17 protein-coding genes, 3 rRNA genes and 2 riboswitches are annotated in these 23693 nt (G+C 55.6%); of the genes, 18 read left to right on the top strand and 2 right to left on the bottom strand.

The annotated features are described in order from the left end of the window. Positions 1 to 26: 26 nt before the first annotated feature. From guaA to rrf, 6 genes are all read left to right on the top strand, one after another. A complete protein-coding gene (gene guaA, locus NSS88_RS07190) occupies positions 27 to 1559 on the top strand; it encodes a glutamine-hydrolyzing GMP synthase (protein ID WP_053532828.1) in 1533 nt (510 codons plus the stop codon). A gap of 89 nt (positions 1560 to 1648) precedes the next feature. Next, a riboswitch (purine riboswitch) is annotated at positions 1649 to 1750 on the top strand. A 90-nt stretch (positions 1751 to 1840) separates the two neighbouring features. Continuing rightward, on the top strand, positions 1841 to 3166 hold the full coding sequence (locus NSS88_RS07185; RefSeq protein ID WP_049625455.1) for an NCS2 family permease: 1326 nt from the start codon (positions 1841 to 1843) through the stop codon (positions 3164 to 3166). 138 nt (positions 3167 to 3304) lie between these two features. Next, positions 3305 to 3853, top strand: a complete 549-nt coding sequence (locus NSS88_RS07180) for a GNAT family N-acetyltransferase (protein WP_033016802.1) — start codon at positions 3305 to 3307, stop codon at positions 3851 to 3853. Positions 3854 to 4354: 501 nt separating this feature from the next. Next, positions 4355 to 5913, top strand: a 16S ribosomal RNA gene (locus NSS88_RS07175). 635 nt (positions 5914 to 6548) lie between these two features. Further along, a 23S ribosomal RNA gene (locus tag NSS88_RS07170) occupies positions 6549 to 9476 on the top strand. Positions 9477 to 9603: 127 nt separating this feature from the next. After that, positions 9604 to 9720: ribosomal RNA gene (rrf, locus tag NSS88_RS07165) — 5S ribosomal RNA — on the top strand. Together the 16S, 23S and 5S rRNA genes form the textbook arrangement of a ribosomal RNA operon. A 240-nt stretch (positions 9721 to 9960) precedes the next feature. Here rrf and NSS88_RS07160 read toward each other — a convergent pair. Beyond that, positions 9961 to 10404, bottom strand: a complete 444-nt coding sequence (locus tag NSS88_RS07160) for an Hsp20/alpha crystallin family protein (RefSeq protein ID WP_049624736.1) — start codon at positions 10402 to 10404, stop codon at positions 9961 to 9963. A gap of 147 nt (positions 10405 to 10551) precedes the next feature. Beyond that, positions 10552 to 10653: riboswitch (purine riboswitch) on the top strand. A gap of 110 nt (positions 10654 to 10763) precedes the next feature. Here NSS88_RS07160 and purE point away from each other — a divergent pair. From purE to purD, 12 genes are all read left to right on the top strand, one after another. Continuing rightward, the gene (purE, locus tag NSS88_RS07155) at positions 10764 to 11252 is read left to right on the top strand and encodes a 5-(carboxyamino)imidazole ribonucleotide mutase (protein ID WP_049626475.1); all 489 of its coding nucleotides are present in this window, start codon (positions 10764 to 10766) and stop codon (positions 11250 to 11252) included. Further along, positions 11245 to 12393 (top strand): 5-(carboxyamino)imidazole ribonucleotide synthase, encoded by a 1149-nt coding sequence (purK, locus tag NSS88_RS07150; protein ID WP_081106593.1) that lies wholly within the window; start codon positions 11245 to 11247, stop codon positions 12391 to 12393. Before purE ends, purK begins: the two co-directional genes overlap by 8 nt. Beyond that, positions 12390 to 13685 (top strand): adenylosuccinate lyase, encoded by a 1296-nt coding sequence (gene purB / locus NSS88_RS07145; RefSeq protein ID WP_049624735.1) that lies wholly within the window; start codon positions 12390 to 12392, stop codon positions 13683 to 13685. The genes purK and purB overlap by 4 nt, the downstream gene beginning before the upstream one ends. A 75-nt stretch (positions 13686 to 13760) precedes the next feature. Then, the gene (gene purC, locus NSS88_RS07140; RefSeq protein WP_061567394.1) at positions 13761 to 14489 is read left to right on the top strand and encodes a phosphoribosylaminoimidazolesuccinocarboxamide synthase; all 729 of its coding nucleotides are present in this window, start codon (positions 13761 to 13763) and stop codon (positions 14487 to 14489) included. Next, positions 14477 to 14731, top strand: a complete 255-nt coding sequence (purS, locus tag NSS88_RS07135) for a phosphoribosylformylglycinamidine synthase subunit PurS (RefSeq protein ID WP_049624734.1) — start codon at positions 14477 to 14479, stop codon at positions 14729 to 14731. Before purC ends, purS begins: the two co-directional genes overlap by 13 nt. Beyond that, the gene (purQ, locus tag NSS88_RS07130; protein WP_033016682.1) at positions 14728 to 15414 is read left to right on the top strand and encodes a phosphoribosylformylglycinamidine synthase subunit PurQ; all 687 of its coding nucleotides are present in this window, start codon (positions 14728 to 14730) and stop codon (positions 15412 to 15414) included. The genes purS and purQ overlap by 4 nt, the downstream gene beginning before the upstream one ends. Further along, on the top strand, positions 15398 to 17626 hold the full coding sequence (purL, locus tag NSS88_RS07125; RefSeq protein ID WP_341083790.1) for a phosphoribosylformylglycinamidine synthase subunit PurL: 2229 nt from the start codon (positions 15398 to 15400) through the stop codon (positions 17624 to 17626). Before purQ ends, purL begins: the two co-directional genes overlap by 17 nt. Further along, a complete protein-coding gene (purF, locus tag NSS88_RS07120) occupies positions 17602 to 19014 on the top strand; it encodes an amidophosphoribosyltransferase (protein WP_341083788.1) in 1413 nt (470 codons plus the stop codon). Before purL ends, purF begins: the two co-directional genes overlap by 25 nt. 65 nt (positions 19015 to 19079) lie before the next feature. Continuing rightward, positions 19080 to 20120, top strand: coding sequence for a phosphoribosylformylglycinamidine cyclo-ligase (purM, locus tag NSS88_RS07115; protein ID WP_033016678.1), 1041 nt, complete (start codon positions 19080 to 19082; stop codon positions 20118 to 20120). Continuing rightward, entirely contained in the window at positions 20117 to 20749 is a 633-nt protein-coding gene (gene purN / locus NSS88_RS07110; RefSeq protein WP_049624731.1) for a phosphoribosylglycinamide formyltransferase, read from the top strand. Before purM ends, purN begins: the two co-directional genes overlap by 4 nt. Continuing rightward, positions 20712 to 22250 (top strand): bifunctional phosphoribosylaminoimidazolecarboxamide formyltransferase/IMP cyclohydrolase, encoded by a 1539-nt coding sequence (purH, locus tag NSS88_RS07105; protein ID WP_049626469.1) that lies wholly within the window; start codon positions 20712 to 20714, stop codon positions 22248 to 22250. The genes purN and purH overlap by 38 nt, the downstream gene beginning before the upstream one ends. A gap of 26 nt (positions 22251 to 22276) precedes the next feature. Next, positions 22277 to 23569 (top strand): phosphoribosylamine--glycine ligase, encoded by a 1293-nt coding sequence (gene purD / locus NSS88_RS07100; RefSeq protein WP_049626468.1) that lies wholly within the window; start codon positions 22277 to 22279, stop codon positions 23567 to 23569. Here the strand turns inward: purD and NSS88_RS07095 are convergent. Beyond that, positions 23523 to 23627 carry an EYxxD motif small membrane protein gene (locus NSS88_RS07095; protein WP_325048220.1) on the bottom strand — a complete coding sequence of 35 codons (105 nt, stop codon included), beginning with the start codon at positions 23625 to 23627 and terminating at the stop codon, positions 23523 to 23525. The two genes, purD and NSS88_RS07095, sit on opposite strands and share 47 nt — an antisense overlap. Between the last annotated feature and the right edge of the window lie 66 nt (positions 23628 to 23693).

The following is a 23693-nucleotide window of genomic DNA, read 5'->3' as shown; positions in this document are numbered from 1 at the left end:
GTTATTTTTTTGACGGGGTGGAAAACATGAACCAAGAAATGATCGTCGTCTTGGACTTTGGCAGTCAATATAACCAGCTGATTACCCGCCGCATCCGAGAGTTTGGCGTCTACAGCGAACTGCATCCGCACACGATCCGTGCTGAGGAAATTCGTGCGCTGAACGCCAAAGGAATCATTTTCTCGGGCGGTCCAAACAGCGTGTATGATGAACAAGCGTTTACATGCGACCCAGCGATTTTTGAGCTCGGGCTGCCGATTTTAGGGATTTGCTACGGGATGCAGCTGATGGCGCACCACTTAGGCGGCAAAGTGGAAAAGGCGTCGCACCGCGAGTACGGGAAGGCGCTCATTCAAGTGAAACATGACTCCCTGTTGTTCCACGGTTTGCCGGACGAACAAGTCGTCTGGATGAGCCATGGCGATTTGGTTACCGCTCTGCCTGACGGCTTTGTCGTAGATGCCACAAGCCCTTCCTGCCCGATCGCAGCGATGAGCGATGAACGGCGGAAGTGGTATGGAGTGCAGTTTCATCCCGAAGTGCGCCACTCGGTCTACGGCAACGATTTGTTGAAGAAGTTTGTTTTCGATGTATGCGGCTGCCGGGGCGACTGGACGATGGAAAACTTCATCGATGAGCAGGTGCGTCGCATCCGCGAACAAGTGGGCGAAAAAAGAGTGTTGTGCGCCTTAAGCGGCGGGGTTGACTCGTCGGTTGCGGCTGTATTGGTGCACCGCGCCATCGGCGATCAGCTCACCTGCATTTTTGTTGACCACGGCCTTCTTCGCAAAGGCGAAGCGGAAAGCGTCATGAAGACGTTCCGTGAGCAATTCCAGATGAATGTCATCAAAGTCGATGCGAAAGACCGCTTTTTGGCGAAACTAAAAGGGGTCAAAGATCCGGAACAAAAGCGGAAAATCATCGGCAACGAGTTTATTTACGTCTTTGACGATGAGGCGGCGAAGCTTGAAGGCATTGAATTTTTAGTGCAAGGGACGCTCTATACCGACATTATCGAAAGCGGCACGGCGACGGCGCAAACGATCAAATCGCACCATAACGTCGGCGGTTTGCCGGAAGATATGAAATTCGAACTGATCGAACCGCTCAATACGCTGTTTAAAGACGAAGTGCGCGCTCTTGGCACACAATTAGGCATTCCGGACGAAATCGTTTGGCGCCAGCCGTTCCCGGGTCCGGGGCTTGGCATTCGCGTCCTTGGCGAGGTGACGGAAGAAAAATTGGAAATCGTCCGCGAATCGGATGCGATTTTGCGCGAAGAAGTGAAAAAAGCGGGGTTGGACCGCGACATTTGGCAATATTTCACTGTTCTTCCCGACATCCGCAGCGTCGGGGTGATGGGTGATGCCCGCACGTACGATTATACGGTCGCCATCCGCGCCGTAACCTCGATCGACGGGATGACCGCCGATTGGGCCCGCATTCCGTGGGATGTGCTGGAACGCATTTCAACGCGCATCGTCAACGAAGTGCCGCACGTCAACCGCGTCGTCTACGACATTACAAGCAAGCCTCCGGCGACGATTGAGTGGGAATAAAAACGAACAAAAGACGAGCATTTCCAAAGAAATGTTCGTCTTTTTTTCTTGACAAGCGACCGACAGGCTGATACAATAGCCGTGGAATCATGAATATTGTCGAATTCCGTCGTATAATCCCGGGAATATGGCTCGGGAGTTTCTACCAAGCTACCGTAAATAGCTTGACTACGAGGGATGTGAAATAGAGAGCCGATGTCCTCTCTCTGTTCGTCATTCCTTCTTAGTCAACGCTTCTGGTAGCTGCAGAAGCGTTTTTATTCTTTATAGGGGGGACAGACGTGAGAAAGTATTTTCAGTTTGATGAGCTCGGCACGAATTATCGGACGGAGATCATCGCCGGGCTGACGACGTTTTTGTCGATGGCGTACATTTTGTTCGTCAACCCATTTACCTTGTCGTTAGGGGCGGTGAAAGATTTTCCTGACGAACTGCGCATTGACCAAGGAGCTGTCTTTGTCGCCACGGCTTTGGCGGCGGCATACGGGTCGATTTTAATGGGAGTGCTGGCCCGCTACCCGATCGCCTTGGCGCCGGGGATGGGGCTGAACGCTTTCTTCGCCTTCACGGTCGTCTTGCATATGGGCATTCCGTGGCAAACGGCCTTGGCGGGAGTGTTTGTTTCCGGCATCATTTTTACGATTTTATCGCTCACCGGCGTTCGAGAAAAAATCATCGATGCCATTCCCGTTGAACTGAAATATGCCGTCAGCGCCGGAATTGGGCTGTTCATCACGTTCATCGGCCTGCAAAACGCCGGGATCATTGTGAATAACGACGCCACGCTGGTCGGATTGAGCGATTTGAAAGACGGCAATACGCTGCTCGCCATTTTCGGATTGTTCATCACCGTTGTTTTAATGGTGAAAAAGGTAAACGGCGGCGTCTTTTACGGCATGGTCATTACGGCTGTCGTCGGCATGATCTTCGGTTTAATTGAAGTGCCGAAGCAAATTGTCGGCGCGATTCCGGATATTTCGCCGACGTTCGGCGTCGCGATTGAACACTTGCCGGACATTTTCTCGTGGAAAATGCTTGGCGTCGTTTTGACATTCTTTATCGTTGACTTTTTCGATGCGACTGGCACCCTTCTAGCTGTCGCCAACCAAGCCGGGTTGTTGAAAAACAATAAACTGCCGCGCGCCGGCAAAGCGTTGCTTGTTGACGCGACAGCGGTGATGGTTGGGGCGGTGTTTGGCACATCGACGACGACATCGTATATCGAATCGTCGGCCGGCGTCGCTGCTGGAGGACGCTCCGGGTTTTCCGCGGTCGTGACGGGGATTTTGTTCTTGCTGGCGCTGTTCTTCTCCCCGCTCCTGAGCGTCATTACCGCACCGGTCACCGCACCAGCGCTCATCATCGTCGGGGTGTTGATGGCTTCGTCGATCGGCGAAATTGACTGGAAAAAGTTCGAAGTCGCTGTACCGGCATTCTTCACGCTCATCACGATGCCGCTTTCCTACAGCATCGCCACTGGGATTGCCGTTGGCTTCATCTTCTACCCGATCACGATGATTTTAAAAGGCCGCGCCAAAGACGTGCATCCGCTGTTATATGTGCTGTTTGTCGTCTTTATCTGTTACTTCGTCTTTTTGCGGGAATAGAAGAGGAATAAAGGGCTGTTCCTAAGGCGGATTGGCTGCCGTGGGAACAGTCTTTTTTTTGACAAGAGCGTAGCGGGGACGACAGAGTGTGGAAGGTGATGTGCTATAATGGAAGAAATGATGAAAGGGGAATGAACGATGTTTATCCATCGCTTAGAGGAACATTCATGGCTAAAGTTGCTCACAATGGAAGATGCGGAATCGCTTTTTGCGTTAATTGATTCATGCCGCCCACATTTGCGTCAATGGCTCCCATGGGTGGATTCAACCCAAACAGTAGCGGATTCGAAAACGTTTATCTTTCAAGGGTTGCAGAAGTTTGCTGCTGGAAACGGCTTTGAGGCCGGGATTTGGCACCGCGGCCAATTGGCTGGTGTGATCGGAATTCATTATATGGATCGAGCGAATCGAAAAACGAGCATTGGCTATTGGCTTGGCGAATCGTTTCAAGGAATGGGGCTGATGACGAAAGCATGCAAGGCGTGCATCGACTATTTGTTTACAGAGCAAGGGATGAATCGCGTTGAAATCCGCTGTGCAACAGAAAATCACCGGAGCAGAGCGATTCCAGAACGGCTGGGATTTACAAATGAAGGAACGATTCGAGACGCGGAGTGGCTTTACGATCGTTTTGTCGACCATGTTGTGTACGGGATGCTAGCGAGAGAATGGGAGAAATGTGAATAAGGGGGTTTGGGGGATGCGGAAAAATGGCTCTTCCCCCATAAGGGATTGCATGTCTGATTCCATTGTGAACAATGCCATCATGGTAGTGGTAGTGCCGAAAAGCCATGCACATCTTTAAGGGATCTTGACCGACTCCCTTTGCAATAAACATTTGACATATCAAAATGGAGATGCTATATTAATAAAGCCGCTTCGATGCGGCAAAAAAAACAAAAAAGAGTGTTGACAAAAAAACGAAAAGATGATACATTATAATAGTCGCTTTTGAGGAAGTAATTCTTCTGGCGATGAAGAGATTGATCGTTCCTTGAAAACTGAACGAAACGAAGCGCGACGAAAAGCGGAGGTCCGCGGGTCACCGCGACGGGCAAATGTTCTTCGCCTGCAAGGGTGCTTGCACCCGGAAGGCGAAGGTTATTTGACCCCGAGCGGCGGCGGACCGAAGCTGGACAATACGAAAAGCGGAGGTCCGCATGGGCCGAAGCAAAAGCCAATCAACTTTCTTTGGAGAGTTTGATCCTGGCTCAGGACGAACGCTGGCGGCGTGCCTAATACATGCAAGTCGAGCGGACCGGATTGGGGCTTGCCTTGATTCGGTCAGCGGCGGACGGGTGAGTAACACGTGGGCAACCTGCCCGCAAGACCGGGATAACTCCGGGAAACCGGAGCTAATACCGGATAACACCGAAGACCGCATGGTCTTCGGTTGAAAGGCGGCCTTTGGGCTGTCACTTGCGGATGGGCCCGCGGCGCATTAGCTAGTTGGTGAGGTAACGGCTCACCAAGGCGACGATGCGTAGCCGGCCTGAGAGGGTGACCGGCCACACTGGGACTGAGACACGGCCCAGACTCCTACGGGAGGCAGCAGTAGGGAATCTTCCGCAATGGGCGAAAGCCTGACGGAGCGACGCCGCGTGAGCGAAGAAGGCCTTCGGGTCGTAAAGCTCTGTTGTGAGGGACGAAGGAGCGCCGTTCGAAGAGGGCGGCGCGGTGACGGTACCTCACGAGAAAGCCCCGGCTAACTACGTGCCAGCAGCCGCGGTAATACGTAGGGGGCGAGCGTTGTCCGGAATTATTGGGCGTAAAGCGCGCGCAGGCGGTCTCTTAAGTCTGATGTGAAAGCCCACGGCTCAACCGTGGAGGGTCATTGGAAACTGGGGGACTTGAGGGCAGGAGAGGAGAGCGGAATTCCACGTGTAGCGGTGAAATGCGTAGAGATGTGGAGGAACACCAGTGGCGAAGGCGGCTCTCTGGCCTGCACCTGACGCTGAGGCGCGAAAGCGTGGGGAGCAAACAGGATTAGATACCCTGGTAGTCCACGCCGTAAACGATGAGTGCTAAGTGTTAGAGGGGTCACACCCTTTAGTGCTGCAGCTAACGCGATAAGCACTCCGCCTGGGGAGTACGGCCGCAAGGCTGAAACTCAAAGGAATTGACGGGGGCCCGCACAAGCGGTGGAGCATGTGGTTTAATTCGAAGCAACGCGAAGAACCTTACCAGGTCTTGACATCCCCTGACAACCCAAGAGATTGGGCGTTCCCCCTTCGGGGGGACAGGGTGACAGGTGGTGCATGGTTGTCGTCAGCTCGTGTCGTGAGATGTTGGGTTAAGTCCCGCAACGAGCGCAACCCTCGCCTCTAGTTGCCAGCATTCGGTTGGGCACTCTAGAGGGACTGCCGGCGACAAGTCGGAGGAAGGTGGGGATGACGTCAAATCATCATGCCCCTTATGACCTGGGCTACACACGTGCTACAATGGGCGGTACAAAGGGCTGCGAACCCGCGAGGGGGAGCGAATCCCAAAAAGCCGCTCTCAGTTCGGATTGCAGGCTGCAACTCGCCTGCATGAAGCCGGAATCGCTAGTAATCGCGGATCAGCATGCCGCGGTGAATACGTTCCCGGGCCTTGTACACACCGCCCGTCACACCACGAGAGCTTGCAACACCCGAAGTCGGTGAGGTAACCCGCAAGGGAGCCAGCCGCCGAAGGTGGGGCAAGTGATTGGGGTGAAGTCGTAACAAGGTAGCCGTACCGGAAGGTGCGGCTGGATCACCTCCTTTCTAAGGACGAAAAGCGGAAGCGCCGCGTTCGGCTCTCGAAGCCAAATGTTCTTCACCCGGAGGGGTGCTGGCACCCCGAGGGGGAAGGTTATTTGGCAGAAGAGAGCCAGGCGCTGGAGCTAGACAAGACGAAAAGTGGAGGCCGCAATGGCCAACTGTCGATACACAGCGCTTTCGTTTCGTTCAGTTTTGAAGGAATGAGAAATTCCTTCAAAAGCGCCTGTGCCTGCGTCTGCTAGCAGGTTCAGGGAAGCAAGATTCCTCGGCACAAAGCCGCAAGGAAGTTTGTTCAAAGAAGTCGCTTTGCGTCTACAAGTGAATTCAGAGAAGCTGGATTCCTCGACGCAAGACTGCAGAGAAGTGAATTCAATGAAGTAGTCTCGTTTGCGTCTGCGTCTACAAGCGGATTCGGAGAAGCCGAATTCCTCGACGCAAACCAGCGAAGAAGCAGGTTCAAGGCAGCAACTTCGTTCCTTGAAAACTAGATAACCGGAAAAGCGGAGGCTCGCGGGTCGCCGCGATGGGCAAATGTTCTTCGCCTGCAAGGGTGCTTGCACCCGGAAGGCGAAGGTTATTTGACCCCGAGCGGCGGCGAGCCGACGCTAGACAATAAGGAAGAAGCCGAGAGCGCTGTAGGTTAAGCTAGAAAGGGCGCACGGTGGATGCCTTGGCACTAGGAGCCGATGAAGGACGGGGCAAACGCCGAAACGCTCCGGGGAGCTGTAAGCAAGCGTTGATCCGGAGATGTCCGAATGGGGGAACCCACTGTCCGTAATGGGGCAGTATCCATGCCTGAATCCATAGGGCATGGAGGGCACACCCGGGGAACTGAAACATCTTAGTACCCGGAGGAGAAGAAAGCAAACGCGATTCCCTGAGTAGCGGCGAGCGAAACGGGAACAGCCCAAACCAAGAGGCGTGCCTCTTGGGGTTGTAGGACCGCTCATTGTGGGAGTGAGAAAGGAACGGGGTAGACGAACCGGTCTGGAACGGCCGGCCAGAGAAGGTGACAGCCCTGTAGTCGAAACTTCGTTCCCTCCCGAGCGGATCCTGAGTACGGCGGGACACGGGAAATCCCGTCGGAAGCAGGGAGGACCATCTCCCAAGGCTAAATACTCCCTAGTGACCGATAGTGCACCAGTACCGTGAGGGAAAGGTGAAAAGCACCCCGGAAGGGGAGTGAAAGAGAACCTGAAACCGTGTGCCTACAAGTAGTCAGAGCGCGTTCATGCGTGATGGCGTGCCTTTTGTAGAATGAACCGGCGAGTGACGATGGCGTGCGAGGTTAAGCCGAAGAGGCGGAGCCGCAGCGAAAGCGAGTCTGAACAGGGCGAAAAGTACGTCGTCGTCGACCCGAAACCAGGTGATCTACCCATGTCCAGGGTGAAGGCCGGGTAACACCGGCTGGAGGCCCGAACCCACGCACGTTGAAAAGTGCGGGGATGAGGTGTGGGTAGGGGTGAAATGCCAATCGAACTTGGAGATAGCTGGTTCTCCCCGAAATAGCTTTAGGGCTAGCCTCGGGATGGAGAGTGTTGGAGGTAGAGCACTGATTGGGCTAGGGGCCCTCATCGGGTTACCGAACCCAGTCAAACTCCGAATGCCAACGACTTATGCCCGGGAGTCAGACTGCGAGTGATAAGATCCGTGGTCGAGAGGGAAACAGCCCAGATCGCCAGCTAAGGCCCCAAAGTGCACGTTCAGTGGAAAAGGATGTGGAGTTGCAAAGACAACCAGGATGTTGGCTTAGAAGCAGCCACCATTTAAAGAGTGCGTAATAGCTCACTGGTCGAGTGACTCTGCGCCGAAAATGTACCGGGGCTAAACGTGCCGCCGAAGCTGCGGGATGACCGTTGGTCATCGGTAGGGGAGCGTTCTAAGGGCGTTGAAGCCAGACCGGAAGGACTGGTGGAGCGCTTAGAAGTGAGAATGCCGGTATGAGTAGCGAAAACAGAGGTGAGAATCCTCTGCGCCGAAAGCCTAAGGGTTCCTGAGGAAGGTTCGTCCGCTCAGGGTTAGTCGGGACCTAAGCCGAGGCCGAAAGGCGTAGGTGATGGACAACAGGTTGAGATTCCTGTACCACCTCCTTCCCGTTTGAGCGATGGGGGGACGCAGGAGGATAGGGCGAGCAGGCGGCTGGAAGAGCCTGTCCAAGCCGCAAGGCTGATCCGTAGGCAAATCCGCGGATTGTAAGGCCAAGCGGTGATGGCGACGGAGTCATCCGGAAGTCCCCGATTTCACACTGCCAAGAAAAGCCTCTAGCGAGGGAAGAGGTGCCCGTACCGCAAACCGACACAGGTAGGCGAGGAGAGAATCCTAAGGCGCGCGGGAGAACTCTCGTTAAGGAACTCGGCAAAATGACCCCGTAACTTCGGGAGAAGGGGTGCTCGTTTGGGTGAAGAGCCCGAACGAGCCGCAGTGAAAAGGCCCAAGCGACTGTTTATCAAAAACACAGGTCTCTGCGAAGCCGAAAGGCGACGTATAGGGGCTGACACCTGCCCGGTGCTGGAAGGTTAAGGGGAGCGCTTAGCGGAAGCGAAGGTGCGAACCGAAGCCCCAGTAAACGGCGGCCGTAACTATAACGGTCCTAAGGTAGCGAAATTCCTTGTCGGGTAAGTTCCGACCCGCACGAAAGGTGTAACGACTTGGGCGCTGTCTCAACGAGAGACCCGGTGAAATTATACTACCTGTGAAGATGCAGGTTACCCGCGACAGGACGGAAAGACCCCGTGGAGCTTTACTGCAGCCTGATATGGAATTTTGGTATCGCTTGTACAGGATAGGTGGGAGCCTGGGAAGCCGGAGCGCCAGCTTCGGTGGAGGCGGCGGTGGGATACCACCCTGGCGATATTGAAATTCTAACCCGCACCCCTTAGCGGGGTGGGAGACAGTGTCAGGCGGGCAGTTTGACTGGGGCGGTCGCCTCCCAAAAGGTAACGGAGGCGCCCAAAGGTTCCCTCAGAATGGTTGGAAATCATTCGGAGAGTGCAAAGGCACAAGGGAGCTTGACTGCGAGACGGACAGGTCGAGCAGGGACGAAAGTCGGGCTTAGTGATCCGGTGGTTCCGCATGGAAGGGCCATCGCTCAACGGATAAAAGCTACCCCGGGGATAACAGGCTGATCTCCCCCAAGAGTCCACATCGACGGGGAGGTTTGGCACCTCGATGTCGGCTCATCGCATCCTGGGGCTGTAGTCGGTCCCAAGGGTTGGGCTGTTCGCCCATTAAAGCGGTACGCGAGCTGGGTTCAGAACGTCGTGAGACAGTTCGGTCCCTATCCGTCGCGGGCGCAGGAAATTTGAGAGGAGCTGTCCTTAGTACGAGAGGACCGGGATGGACGCACCGCTGGTGTACCAGTTGTCCCGCCAGGGGCACCGCTGGGTAGCTATGTGCGGACGGGATAAGCGCTGAAAGCATCTAAGCGTGAAGCCCCCCTCAAGATGAGATTTCCCACCGCGTCAGGCGGGTAAGATCCCTCGAAGATGACGAGGTCGATAGGTCCGAGGTGGAAGCGTGGCGACACGTGGAGCTGACGGATACTAATCGATCGAGGGCTTAACCAAGAAAAGCGGAGGCGAGCGGTTCGCCTCGGCTTCTTCCGACGGTTATCTAGTTTTGAAGGAATGACTTTCCTTCTTGACAACATTTATTTTTTAAGTATAATAAATGATGTCGAAACTGAATCGCTTGCCTAGTGGTGATAGCGGAGGGGAAACACCCGTTCCCATCCCGAACACGGAAGTTAAGCCCTCCAGCGCCGATGGTAGTTGGGGCCAGCGCCCCTGCAAGAGTAGGTCGCTGCTAGGCAGGCAAAAATGAGGGAGCTGTTTGGTTCTCTCATTTTTTTGCCTATTTCAAATGAGTCATTTTGAATGACGCCATTTTTAATCCTCTCCCCCAAAATGTAAAGCGTGATCATCGTTTCCTAGACCCCCTTTTTCATAAAAGCGATAGGAAACGGAAACTCGCGAAAGGGTGTCCTGCACGCCATGGGACACCCTCTTTTTTTATATGCGGCGGTTGACGGTCTGCTGCCTATTGGGACGATCATTCCCCTTTTTTAATCATAATTTTCTTTTTGGGTTCTTCGGGAATGAGGCGATGCAAGTGAATGAAGAGCAGGCCGTGATGGTATGTCGCTTCAATGCGGTCCTCTTTGACCGGGAATGGCAGTGGAACGGTTTTTTCAAACCGGCCTTGGAAAATGCCTTCTTCTACTAATTCAAACCCTTTAAAGTTGAGATTGACTGTCGCCTTCACTTCCAGCGTTTTGTATGATACATACACTTCCGCGTCCTCGATTTTTTTCAGTCCGGGAAGGCTAATGACGATGAGCAGTTCGTTGTCTTTCTTGTATAGGTTCATGCCGGATGATGATTTGTTTGCCGACGGCAGCAACGGCTGAATGCTCCCCCAAAAATCGGTTTGGAAAAACTGCTCCCAATGCTTTGTCCAATCGGAAAACGGTGTGAACGGGTTTTGATCAGCCATGGCGTTTCCCTCCTCTGCTCCTTCATCATATGCCGCCCCGTCTGTTTGGTGATTGATAAAATACGAACATTTCCTTTTCAAAAATATTAAATGTTCGATTTTGCCTTGACACTTTGTTTCAAAACTTGTTAATATAAAAGTAGCTTCATAGTGTATCGCAATGTCCCTCATATAATTTTGGGAATATGGCCCAAAAGTCTCTACCCAATCACCGTAAATGATTGGACTATGAGGGAAAGGATCGGTTTTGGCTTTTTTTCGATCAGCAACTGTCAAAGCCCAGAACGATGCTTTCCCTCGCTTATAAGAGGGAATGTATGTTCTGGGCTTTATTGTTTTGCATTAAAGGGGTGGAACGTATGAGCCCGATCGTCGGGGTTGTGATGGGAAGCCATTCGGATTGGGAAACGATGCGGCATGCTTGCGCTGTTCTTGAGGAATTGGGGATTCCGTTTGAGAAAAAAGTCGTGTCGGCGCATCGGACGCCGGATGAGATGTTTCGGTATGCAGAAACGGCGGAGGAGAGGGGCATTAAAGTCATTATTGCTGGGGCCGGCGGTGCGGCTCACTTGCCGGGGATGATCGCGGCGAAAACGACGCTGCCGGTGATTGGGGTGCCCGTGCAGTCAAAAGCATTGAATGGACTGGATTCGTTATTGTCGATTGTGCAAATGCCAGGCGGGGTGCCGGTGGCGACGGTGGCGATCGGCAAGGCGGGGGCGACCAACGCCGGACTGCTCGCCGCATCGATTCTTGGACTGCTTGAGCCACGCTATATGGAGGCGCTCAAAGCGCGGCGGGAAGCGATTCGCAAACAAATCGTAGAAAGCAGTGATCAATTTGACTAAGCAACGGATCGTTCCTGGGCAGACGATCGGCATCATCGGCGGGGGGCAGCTCGGGCGGATGATGGCTTTGGCGGCGCGTGAGATGGGGTTTCGCATCGCCGTGCTGGATCCGACGCCTGATTCCCCGTGCGGGCAAGTGGCCGATGTGGAGATTACGGCGCCTTATCATGATTTGGACGCCATCGCTGAACTGGCCCGCGTGAGCGATGTCATTACGTACGAATTTGAAAATATCGATGCGCGAGCGCTTGAGTGGCTGGAGGCAAACGCCTATGTCCCGCAAGGAAGCCGACTGCTTGCGGTGACGCAAGACCGGGCGCTGGAGAAAGCGGCGATTGTCGAAGCCGGGTTGCCGGTGGCGCCGTATAGGGAAGTGGACGGATGGGATGAGTTGGAACAGGCCGTTGCCATGACCGGCTTTCCGTGCGTCTTGAAAACGCGGCGCGGCGGCTACGACGGCAAAGGACAATATGTGCTGCGCGGCGAAGGCGATCTAGCCAAAGCGGCTGATTTGCTTGGGCTTGGCCCATGCATTTTGGAAGGCTGGGTGCCGTTTGTGAAGGAAATGTCGGTCATTGTCGCCCGCAACCTCGATGGTGAGACGGCTGTTTTTCCAGTGGCGGAAAATATTCATATCGAGAACATTTTGCATCAAACGATCGTTCCGGCTCGAATTCCGGAAAGCGTGCAAGAGCGGGCCATTCGCTACGCGGAAGTGTTGGCCGCATCGTTTTCGCTCGTTGGGACGCTGGCGGTGGAAATGTTTTTGACGGCGGACGGGGATATTTATATTAATGAGCTGGCCCCTAGACCGCACAACTCCGGACATTATACAATCAATGCATGCGCGACGTCGCAGTTTGCCCAGCACATCCGCGCCGTCTGCAACTGGCCGCTCGGATCGACCGAATTGTTGAAGCCGGCGGTGATGGTCAATATTTTAGGCGAGCACGTCGAGCCGGTCATTCGGCATATCGGTGCGTTCGACGGGGGGACCTACGTCCATCTGTACGGCAAACACGAAGCGAAGCCGAAGCGGAAAATGGGGCATGTGACGGTGCTGGCAGACGATGTCGAGGCGGCGTTGGCGAGAATCGAATCGTGGCAAATTTGGCATGATCGGAGGCTGGAACGAGGATGATTGAACGTTACACAAGACCGGAAATGGGAGCGATTTGGACCGAGGAAAACCGCTTTAAGGCATGGCTTGAGGTGGAACTGCTCGCGTGCGAGGCGTGGGCCGAGCTTGGCGTCATCCCAAAAGAAGATGTCCGCCGCCTGCGTGAAAACGCGTCGTTTGACGTCAACCGCATTAAGGAAATCGAAGAAGAAACGCGCCACGATGTCGTCGCCTTCACCCGCGCCGTTTCTGAGACGCTTGGGGAAGAACGAAAATGGGTGCATTATGGTCTCACGTCGACCGATGTCGTCGATACGGCGCTCGGCTACTTGTTAAAGCAGGCGAACGCGATTTTGCGGCGTGATTTGGAAAACTTCATTCAAGTGCTGAAAGAGAAAGCGCGCGAACATAAATACACGGTCATGATGGGGCGCACGCACGGCGTTCATGCCGAACCGACGACGTTCGGGCTGAAGCTGGCGCTTTGGTATGCCGAGATGGTGCGAAATTTGGAGCGGTTTGAACAAGCTGCCAAGATGGTGGAAGTCGGGAAAATTTCCGGCGCAGTCGGCACGTACGCCAACGTGGATCCGTTTGTGGAGCAGTATGTGTGTGAAAAACTCGGCTTGACGCCAGCGCCGATTTCGACGCAGACGCTGCAGCGCGACCGCCACGCTTACTATATGGCGACATTGGCCTTAATTGCGACATCGATTGAAAAATTTGCCGTCGAGATTCGCGGCTTGCAAAAAAGCGAAGTCCGCGAAGTCGAAGAGTTTTTTGCCAAAGGACAAAAAGGCTCATCAGCGATGCCGCATAAGCGCAATCCGATCGGTTCGGAAAATATGACCGGCATGGCGCGCGTCATTCGCGGGTATATGGTGACGGCGTATGAAAATGTGCCGCTTTGGCATGAGCGCGACATTTCCCATTCGTCGGCTGAGCGCATCATTTTGCCGGATGCGACGATCGCGTTGAACTATATGCTGAATCGGTTCGCGAACATTGTGAAAAACTTGTTGGTCTACCCGGAAAATATGAAGAAAAATATGGAGCGCACGTTCGGGCTCATTTACTCGCAACGCGTGTTGCTCGCTTTGATTGACAAAGGGATGACGCGCGAGGAAGCGTACGATTTGGTGCAGCCGAAAGCGATGGAAGCGTGGGAGCGACAAGTGCCGTTCCGCTCGCTGCTTGAGGCGGATGAGCGGATTACAAGCCGGCTCACCAAAGAGGAACTCGATGATTGCTTTGACTACCGCCATCATTTGAAACACGTCGATACGATTTTTGCCCGCTTAGGATTGGATTGAGCAGAAAACGGCTGGCTTTGGGCCGGCTGTCCGAGCGGAAAATTTTCAATCTTCTGGATAACGGAGGCGTTCATCATGCCGACAAAACAACAGCTGCTGTACGAAGGAAAAGCGAAAAAGATTTACGCGACCGATGCGCCGGGCGTGCTTTGGGTCGAGTACAAAGACAGCGCGACCGCATTTAACGGCGGGAAAAAGGCGACGATCGCCGGCAAGGGGCGGCTCAATAACGAGATTTCCAGCTTGTTGTTTTTGAAGCTGCGCGAAGCCGGGATCGCCAATCATTTTCTTGAAAAGCTGTCGCCGACCGAGCAGCTCGTCCAACAGGTGACGATCATTCCGCTTGAGGTGGTCGTGCGCAATGTTGTAGCGGGCAGCTTAGCGAAACGCATCGGCTTGGCGGAGGGAACGCCGCTTGAGGTGCCGCTTGTCGAGTTTTACTACAAAAACGATGATCTTGGCGACCCGCTGCTCGTGGAAGACCATATTGCGATTTTAAAACTTGCCAGCCGCGAGGAGATTGACCAGTTGAAACGCGAAGCGCTCAAGGTGAACGACGTGCTGGGCGCCCATTTTGCGGAACGAAAGGTGAGATTAATTGATTTTAAGCTGGAGTTCGGCCGCACGGCGGACGGGGCGATTGTTTTAGCCGACGAGATTTCGCCCGATACGTGCCGGCTGTGGGACGCTGACACGAACGAGAAGCTCGATAAAGACGTGTTTCGCCGCGATCTCGGCAGCTTGACGGAGGCGTATGAAGTCATTTTACAACGATTAGGGGGAGAATCGGCATGTACAAGGTAAAAGTATATGTGACGCTGCGCGAAAGTGTGTTGGATCCGCAAGGGACCGCGGTGAAAGGGGCGCTGCACAGCTTGTCATATACGGAAGTGAAAGATGTACGAATCGGGAAGTTCATGGAGCTTGTGATGGAAGAGAGCGGCCGCGACATCAACGAGATCGTTCGCGAGATGTGCGAAAAGCTGCTCGCCAATCCGGTGATTGAAGATTACCGCTATGAAATTGAGGAGGCCGTCGCCCGATGAAGTTTGCCGTCGTTGTATTTCCGGGATCGAATTGCGACGTCGACATGTATCATGCGATCGCCGATGAGCTTGGCGAGGAAGTCGAGTACGTCTGGCATGATGAGGACAACTTGGACCGGTTTGACGCCGTTTTGCTTCCGGGCGGATTTTCGTACGGCGATTACTTGCGTTCCGGAGCGATCGCTCGCTTTTCGAAAGTAATGGCTGCCGTCAAACAGGCGGCTGATGCCGGAAAACCGGTGCTTGGCGTGTGCAACGGGTTTCAAATTTTGCTTGAAGCCGGCTTGCTTCCTGGGGCGATGCGCCGCAATCAAGGGTTGAAGTTCATCTGCCGGCCGGTGCAGCTTGTGGTGGAAAACAATGGGACGATGTTTACATCCGCCTACGAAAAAGGGGAAGTCATTACGATTCCGATCGCCCATGGTGAAGGGAATTATTATTGCGATGAACAGACGCTCGAGCGCTTAGTGGAAAACAAGCAAATCGTGTTCCGCTACCATGGGGAAAACCCGAACGGCAGCCTCATGGATATTGCCGGCATCGTCAATGAGCGGGGCAATGTGCTTGGCATGATGCCGCATCCGGAGCGGGCGGTCGACGCCTTGCTCGGCAGCGCGGACGGGCTGAAACTATTTCGATCGATCGTCAACTATTGGAGGGAGACGCATGTCGTTACTGCTTGAGCCGAGCGCGGCGATGATCAAAGAACAACAATTGTACCGCGAGATGGGATTGACGGATGACGAATTTGCGCGCATTGAGGCGATTTTAGGAAGACTGCCGAACTACACGGAAACCGGCATTTTTTCGGTAATGTGGTCGGAGCACTGCAGCTATAAAAACTCGAAGCCGGTGCTGAAAAAATTCCCGACCGACGGCCCGCACGTGCTGCAGGGGCCGGGCGAAGGCGCCGGGATCGTCGACATCGGCGACGGGTTGGCGGTGGTGTTTAAAATCGAAAGCCACAATCACCCGTCGGCGATCGAGCCGTATCAAGGGGCGGCGACCGGGGTCGGCGGCATCATCCGCGACGTCTTTTCGATGGGGGCGCGGCCGATCGCGCTGCTCAATTCACTTCGGTTTGGCGAACTGACGTCGCCGCGCGTCAAATATTTGTTCGAGCAGGTCGTCGCCGGCATTGCCGGGTACGGCAACTGCGTCGGCATCCCGACGGTCGGCGGTGAAGTGCAGTTTGATCCGTCGTATGAAGGGAATCCGCTTGTCAACGCCATGTGCGTCGGGATCATCTGCCATGAGGATATTCAGCGCGGCATTGCGACGGGAGTCGGCAACACGGTCATGTACGTCGGGGCGAAAACGGGCCGCGACGGCATCCACGGGGCGACGTTTGCATCGGAAGAGTTGAGCGAACAGTCGGAAGCAAAGCGCCCGGCCGTGCAAGTCGGCGATCCGTTTATGGAAAAACTGCTGCTGGAGGCGTGTTTGGAAGCAGTCAAGTCGGATGCGTTAGTCGGCATTCAAGATATGGGGGCGGCAGGGCTCACGAGTTCATCCGCCGAAATGGCAAGCAAAGGCGGATTTGGCATTGAAATGAATTTGGATCTCGTCCCGCAGCGCGAGACCGGCATGACGCCGTATGAAATGATGCTGTCTGAATCGCAGGAGCGGATGCTGCTTGTCGTCAAGCAAGGGCGGGAAGACGAAATCGCTGCGATTTTTGCCAAATACGGCCTAGAGGCCAAAGCAATCGGCAAAGTGACCGATGACAAAATGCTTCGTCTCTGGTTCCGCGGCGAGGTGGCGGCGGAAATTCCGGTGGACGCGCTGGCGAAAGACGCGCCGGTTTACCATAAGCCGTCGAAAGAGCCGGTTTACTACCGCGAATTTCAAGCGATGCCGCCGTATATTCCGCACATCGAAGACTACAACCAAACATTGCTCGGGCTCCTCGCCCAACCGACGATTGCGAGCAAAGAATGGGTGTACGACCAATATGACTACATGGTGCGGACGAATACGGTCGTCGCCCCAGGATCGGACGCGGCCGTCGTGCGCATCCGCGGCACGAATAAGGCGCTTGCGCTCACCACGGATTGCAATTCGCGCTACTTGTACTTGGATCCGGAAGTGGGCGGGAAAATCGCCGTCGCCGAGGCGGCGCGCAACGTCGTTTGTTCGGGGGCGAAGCCGCTCGCGATTACGGACTGCCTTAACTTTGGCAGCCCGGAAAAGCCGGAGATTTTCTGGCAGCTCGAAAAAGCGGTCGACGGGATGAGCGAGGCGTGCCGGGTGCTCGGGACGCCGGTCGTGAGCGGCAACGTCTCGCTGTACAATGAAACGAACGGTGTGGCCGTCTACCCGACACCGGTCGTCGGCATGGTCGGGCTCATTGAGGACCTTTCGCATATTACCACCCAGCTATTTAAGCAAGTGGGCGACCTCATTTACGTGATCGGCGAGGCGAAGCCGGAGTTTGGCGGCAGCGAGCTGCAAAAATGGCTGGAAGGCCGCATTTTCGGAAAAGCACCGGAGATTGACTTAGAGGTGGAGGCAAGACGCCAGCGCCAGCTGCTGGCGGCGATCCGCGCTGGGGTCGTGGCGTCGGCGCATGATGTGGCGGAAGGTGGGTTGGCGGTCGCGTTGGCGGAGTGCCTGATGGGGGCTTTAGGGCTTGGCGCCAAGGTGACGGTCGGCGGCGACCTCGTCAGTGAACTGTTCGGCGAAACGCAATCGCGCTTTGTTGTTTCAGTGAAAAAAGAACATCAGGAAGCGTTTGAACAGCTCGTGGAAGCGAAGCGAATCGGCGAAGTGACAGACGACGGCATCTTGACAGTGAACGGGGAACAGGGGGAAACGGTCATCCGCCTTTCGGTTGACGAGATGCGAAACGTCTGGAAAGGGGCTATTCCATGCTTGCTGAAATCAAAGGATTGAACGAGGAGTGCGGCATTTTCGGCATTTGGGGGCATGAAGACGCCGCCCGGCTCACATATTACGGGCTTCACAGCCTGCAACACCGTGGGCAGGAAGGGGCCGGCATCGTGGCGGCGCATAACGGGGGCTTATCCGGTCATAAAGGGCTGGGGCTGGTGACGGACGTGTTTCAAAGCGGCACGCTCGATGCACTCAAAGGGGCGGCGGCCATCGGTCATGTCCGCTATTCGACGGCGGGCGGGGGCGGCTATGAAAACGTGCAGCCGCTCTTGTTCCGCTCGCAAACCGGATCGATGGCGCTCGCCCATAACGGCAACTTGACGAACGCCATCGAGTTGAAGCTCGCGCTTGAAGGACAAGGAAGCATTTTTCAGACGACATCGGATACGGAAGTGTTCGCCCATCTCATCCGCCGCAGCCAAGCGCCGACGTTTGTCGGGCAAATGAAAGAGGCTCTAAGCCAGATCGAAGGGGCGTTTGCGTTTTTGCTGCTGACGGAAGAAGCGCTCTATGTGGCGCTTGACCCGCACGGCTTCCGGCCGCTGTCGCTCGGCCGGCTCGGCTCGGCGTATGTCGTGGCATCGGAAACGTGCGCGTTCGACGTCATCGGCGCCACATACGAGCGGGAAGTGGCGCCTGGGGAATTGCTCATCATCAGTCATGAAGGGGTGCATTCGGAACGGTTTGCTCCTAGGCAGCCGCGGTCGATTTGCAGCATGGAATACATTTACTTCGCCCGCCCGGACAGCCATGTCGACGGCATCAACGTCCATACGGCCCGCAAAAACTTAGGGAAACGGCTGGCGCTTGAGGCGCCGGCAGAGGCCGACATCGTCACCGGCGTGCCGGACTCGAGCATTTCGGTCGCCATCGGCTATGCGGAAGCGAGCGGCATCCCCTATGAATTAGGGCTCATCAAAAACCGTTACGTCGGCCGGACGTTCATCCAGCCGTCACAAGCGCTTCGTGAGCAAGGCGTGAAAATGAAGCTGTCACCGGTGCGCGGGGTTGTGGCCGGCAAGCGGGTCGTGATGGTCGACGATTCGATCGTGCGCGGGACGACAAGCCGGCGCATCGTCACGATGCTCCGTGAAGCGGGGGCCGTGGAAGTGCATGTGCGCATCAGCGCCCCGCCGATCACCCATCCTTGTTTTTACGGCATTGATACGTCATCAAGGGAAGAATTGATCGCGGCGAAACATTCGGTCGAAGAGATTCGCCGCTTGATCGGTGCGGATTCACTGGCGTTTCTCAGCCAGGAAGGGATGCTTGAGGCGATCGGGCGCCCGGACATCTCGCCAGAGCGCGGGCAATGTTTGGCATGTTTCACTGGCCAATACCCAACCCGCATCGGCCGGGCTGTCCGACCGTGCTTGACGGTGAAATAACATCGCGATGGAGAACGCGATTCGGTGTGAAGTTGGCTGCATGGCGGCCAAAGGGAGGATGGAATGTGGCAAACGCATATAAAGAAGCAGGGGTTGACATTGAGGCGGGTTACCAAGCGGTCGCTCTCATGAAACAGCACGTACAAAAAACGATGCGCCCGGAAGTGCTGGGCGGGATCGGCGGCTTTGGTGGTTTGTTCGATATATCGGCGCTTGGCTATCGCCAGCCGGTGCTTGTCTCCGGCACGGATGGCGTCGGCACGAAGCTGAAAGTGGCGTTTTTGCTTGACCGACATGATACAATCGGCATCGACTGCGTCGCGATGTGTGTCAACGATATTCTTGTCCAAGGAGCGGAACCGCTCTTTTTCCTTGACTATATCGCCTGCGGCAAGGCGGTGCCGGAGAAAATCGCCGCCATCGTCAAAGGAGTGGCCGACGGCTGCGTCGAAGCCGGCTGCGCCTTGATCGGTGGGGAAACGGCGGAAATGCCGGGAATGTATGAGGAAAATGAGTATGATTTGGCAGGGTTTGCGGTCGGCATTGCGGAAAAAGAACGATTGGTGACCGGGCAAACGATTCAAGCGAGCGATGTGCTGATCGGACTGCCTTCAAGCGGTCTCCACAGCAACGGCTACTCGCTCGTGCGCCGCATCGTGTTTGACCAAGCGAAGTTGGACGTTGACCGCATTTACGAGCCGCTTGCGGTTCCGCTCGGCGAGGAGTTATTGAAGCCGACACGCATTTATGCGAAACCGTTGCGTTCTTTGCTGCAGACGTTTACGATCAAAGGGATGGCTCATATTACCGGCGGCGGATTTATCGAAAACATTCCGCGCATGCTGCCTTCCGGGCTGGGTGCGCGCATTGAGCGCGGCTCATGGCCGGGGCTGCCGATTTTTGATTTGTTGCGCCAAAACGGCGGGCTTGAGGAAGAAGAGATGTTTTCCGTCTTTAATATGGGCATCGGCCTTGTGATGGCGGTCAGCCCGGAGGCGGCGGACTCGGTTGTCGATGCGCTGGCCCAGCAAGGGGAGGCCGCATACATTATCGGCGAAGTCGTCGAAGGGGAAGGCGTGTCGTTTGCCGGAGGGAACGGCGCATGAAACGGTTGGCGATCTTTGCGTCCGGGAGCGGCACGAACTTTCAAGCGATCGTCGACGCAGCCAAGCGCGGTGAGGTGCCCGCGGAAGTAGCGCTTTTGGTGTGCGACCGCCCGGGGGCGAAAGTCATTGAACGGGCGGCGCGCGAAAACGTGCCGGCGTTCGTGTTTTCGCCGAAAGAGTATCCATCGAAGGCGGCGTTTGAAAGCGAAATTTTGCGCGAGCTGAAGGAGCGGCGCATCGACTGGATTGCGCTCGCCGGCTATATGCGTTTGATCGGGCCGACGTTGCTTTCCGTCTATGAAGGGAAAATCGTCAACATTCATCCATCGCTGCTGCCGGCGTTTCCGGGCAAAGATGCGATCGGCCAGGCGTACCGGGCGGGCGTTTTGGAAACAGGCGTCACCGTCCATTATGTTGATGAAGGGATGGACACCGGGCCGGTCATCGCCCAGTGCGCCGTCCCGATCGTGCCCGGTGAGCCGATCGAGGTGCTTGAGGCGCGCATCCATCAAGTTGAACATGAGCTGTATCCAGCGGTGTTGCGCATGCTGCTAGGGGAGAAGGAACAACAGGAAGAAAGGATCGAGAATGATGGCAGTGAAACGAGCATTGATCAGCGTGTCCAATAAAGAAGGGATCATTCCGTTTGCAAAGCAATTGGCGGAACTTGGCGTCGACATCATTTCGACCGGCGGGACGAAACGGGCGCTTGAAGAGGCCGGCGTTCCGGTCATTTCGATCTCCGATGTCACCGGGTTTCCGGAAATTTTGGACGGGCGCGTCAAAACGCTGCATCCAGCCATCCATGGCGGCATTTTGGCGGTGCGCAGCGATGAGCGCCACCAAGCGGCGCTTAAAGAGCACGGCATCCGTCCGATCGATTTGGTCGTCGTCAACTTGTACCCGTTCCAGCAAACGATCGCCAAACCGGACGTGACGCTGGCCGAGGCGATTGAAAACATCGATATCGGCGGCCCGACGATGGTGCGGGCGGCGGCGAAAAACTATGCCGATGTCGCGATTGTCGTTGACCCGGCCGACTATCCAATGGTGATCGAAGAGCTGAAAACAACCGGTTCGATCCAAGCAAAGACGCGGCAGCAGCTGGCGGCGAAAGCGTTCCGCCATACGGCGGCGTATGATGCGATGATCGCCGAATATTTGACCGGTCTTGCCGGCGAAGAGTATCCGGAAACGCTCACCGTCACCTACACGAAAAAACAGTCGTTGCGCTATGGCGAAAATCCGCATCAATCGGCGGCGTTTTACGCCAAACCGCTCGGCGCGGCGTTCTCGATTGCCAAAGCGGCACAGCTGCACGGAAAAGAGCTGTCGTACAACAACATCAACGACGCCAATGCGGCCATCAACCTCATTCGCGAATTTCAAGAGCCAGCCGCAGCGGCGATCAAACATATGAACCCGTGCGGCGTCGGGGTCGGTGCCACGCTTCTTGAGGCATTTACGAAAGCGTACGAGGCCGATCCGGTCTCGATTTTCGGCGGCATTGTCGCCGTCAACCGGGAAGTGGACAAAGAAACAGCCGAACGGATGCACGACATCTTTTTGGAAATCGTCATCGCCCCATCGTTCAGCGACGAGGCGCTCGCCATTTTGACGAAAAAGAAAAACATCCGCTTGTTGACGCTTGATTTTGCCGCGCCGGACGTTAAGGAAAAAACGCTCGTTTCCGTCAATGGCGGCTTGCTTGTGCAAGAGGCCGATAAGTATACGCTTGAAGACGCCGAATGGAACATCGTCACGAAACGCGAGCCGACCGAGGCAGAGCGCGAACAGCTTCGATTTGCTTGGAAGGTTGTCAAACATGTGAAATCGAATGCGATTGTACTCGCCAAAAATGGGATGACGGTCGGCGTGGGCGCCGGGCAAATGAATCGAGTCGGCGCGGCCAACATTGCCATTGAACAAGCCGGGGAACAGGCGGTTGGCGCTGTGTTGGCGTCCGATGCGTTCTTCCCGATGGACGACACGGTTGAAGCAGCAGCAAAAGCCGGCATTACCGCGATCATTCAGCCGGGCGGCTCGATTCGCGACGCCGACTCGATTCGCAAAGCGGATGAGTACGGCATGGCCATGGTGTTTACCGGTGTGCGCCATTTCAAACATTAAACGGCGGCAAAAAGGAGAGGAAGACAATGAACGTTCTGGTAGTCGGACGCGGCGGGCGCGAGCATGCCATCGCCTGGAAAGCGGCGCAAAGCCCGCTTGTGGACAAACTGTACGCGGCGCCAGGCAACCCGGGCATCGGGGAAGTGGCGGAGCTCGTCGACATTGATGAGCTCGATATCGACGCGCTTGTGCAGTTTGCCAAGCAACGCGCAATCGATTTGACGATCGTCGGGCCGGAAGCGCCGCTTGCTTCCGGCATTGTTGACCGTTTTATGGCCGAGGGGCTTCGCATTTTCGGCCCAACTCAAGCGGCAGCGCTCATCGAAGGAAGCAAGGCGTTTGCCAAAGAGCTGATGAAGAAATACGGCATCCCAACGGCGGATCATGCGACCTTTGCGTCGTATGAAGAGGCGAAAGCGTACATTGAACAAAAAGGCGCGCCGATCGTCGTGAAAGCGGACGGATTGGCTGCCGGAAAAGGCGTGACCGTCGCCCAAACGGTGGAAGAAGCGCTGGCCGCCGCGAAGGCAGCGCTTGTCGATGGCCAGTTTGGCACAGCCGGCTGCCAAGTCGTGATCGAGGAGTATTTGGAAGGCGAAGAATTTTCGTTTATGGCGTTCGTCAACGGCGAGAAAGTGTATCCACTTGCCATCGCCCAAGACCATAAGCGGGCGTATGACGGGGATGAAGGTCCGAACACCGGTGGGATGGGAGCGTATTCGCCAGTGCCGCAAATCTCAGCGGAGACGGTGGAAACAGCGCTGGAAACGATTTTGCGCCCGGCCGCCAAAGCGTTAGTGGCTGAAGGCCGGCCGTTTACCGGCGTGCTGTATGCTGGGCTGATCGAAACGGCAGCCGGGCCGAAAGTGATCGAATTCAACGCCCGTTTTGGCGATCCCGAGGCGCAAGTCGTGCTGCCGCGGCTGAAAACCGATTTGGTTGAAGCGATCCTCGCGGTGATGGAAGGAAAAGAGTTGGCGCTTGAGTGGACGGACGAAGCGGTGCTCGGTGTCGTGCTGGCTGCCAAAGGCTACCCGGGCGCCTATGAGCGCGGAGCGGCCATTCGGGGGGTGGATCGGCTTGATTCCGATGTGCTGCTATTGCATGCCGGGACGAAGCAAGAAGACGGTGCACTGTACACGAACGGCGGCCGCGTTCTTCTGGCAGCAGCGAAAGGGAGTACACTCGTTGAGGCGAAGGAAAAAGTGTATGAACAGTTGACGCGAATCGAAAGCGACGGGCTGTTTTACCGCCGCGACATCGGCCGGCGCGCTATCGAACGCGCCTCCGCCGCATATACACGTATGAAAGAGCGATAATTCCCCCGATTAACGCGGCCAATACGAACGACATATCGGTCATATATTCCAGCAACATGGTCAATCACTCCTTTGGGTGGAAGGGGCTGACCCAAAACGCGAATGCGTTTTGGGATCAGCCCCC

Source organism: Geobacillus sp. FSL W8-1251 (assembly GCF_038005945.1).
GTDB classification, from domain to species: domain Bacteria; phylum Bacillota; class Bacilli; order Bacillales; family Anoxybacillaceae; genus Geobacillus; species Geobacillus stearothermophilus.
The sequence above is the reverse complement of the archived record's forward strand: the minus strand, read 5'-3'. Positions and strand labels throughout refer to the sequence as shown.

Excerpts from the sequence above, each read along its gene's own strand:
- NSS88_RS07160 (WP_049624736.1), bottom strand. The coding sequence starts at position 10,404 with ATGGCTGATCAAAACCCGTTCACACCGTTTTCCGATTGGACAAAGCAT.
- NSS88_RS07180 (WP_033016802.1), top strand. The coding sequence starts at position 3,305 with ATGTTTATCCATCGCTTAGAGGAACATTCATGGCTAAAGTTGCTCACA.
- purE (WP_049626475.1), top strand. The coding sequence starts at position 10,764 with ATGAGCCCGATCGTCGGGGTTGTGATGGGAAGCCATTCGGATTGGGAA.
- purD (WP_049626468.1), top strand. The coding sequence starts at position 22,277 with ATGAACGTTCTGGTAGTCGGACGCGGCGGGCGCGAGCATGCCATCGCC.
- purL (WP_341083790.1), top strand. The coding sequence starts at position 15,398 with ATGTCGTTACTGCTTGAGCCGAGCGCGGCGATGATCAAAGAACAACAA.
- purB (WP_049624735.1), top strand. The coding sequence starts at position 12,390 with ATGATTGAACGTTACACAAGACCGGAAATGGGAGCGATTTGGACCGAG.
- purS (WP_049624734.1), top strand. The coding sequence starts at position 14,477 with ATGTACAAGGTAAAAGTATATGTGACGCTGCGCGAAAGTGTGTTGGAT.
- purC (WP_061567394.1), top strand. The coding sequence starts at position 13,761 with ATGCCGACAAAACAACAGCTGCTGTACGAAGGAAAAGCGAAAAAGATT.
- purF (WP_341083788.1), top strand. The coding sequence starts at position 17,602 with ATGCTTGCTGAAATCAAAGGATTGAACGAGGAGTGCGGCATTTTCGGC.
- NSS88_RS07095 (WP_325048220.1), bottom strand. The coding sequence starts at position 23,627 with ATGTTGCTGGAATATATGACCGATATGTCGTTCGTATTGGCCGCGTTA.
- purN (WP_049624731.1), top strand. The coding sequence starts at position 20,117 with ATGAAACGGTTGGCGATCTTTGCGTCCGGGAGCGGCACGAACTTTCAA.
- purQ (WP_033016682.1), top strand. The coding sequence starts at position 14,728 with ATGAAGTTTGCCGTCGTTGTATTTCCGGGATCGAATTGCGACGTCGAC.
- purH (WP_049626469.1), top strand. The coding sequence starts at position 20,712 with ATGGCAGTGAAACGAGCATTGATCAGCGTGTCCAATAAAGAAGGGATC.
- guaA (WP_053532828.1), top strand. The coding sequence starts at position 27 with ATGAACCAAGAAATGATCGTCGTCTTGGACTTTGGCAGTCAATATAAC.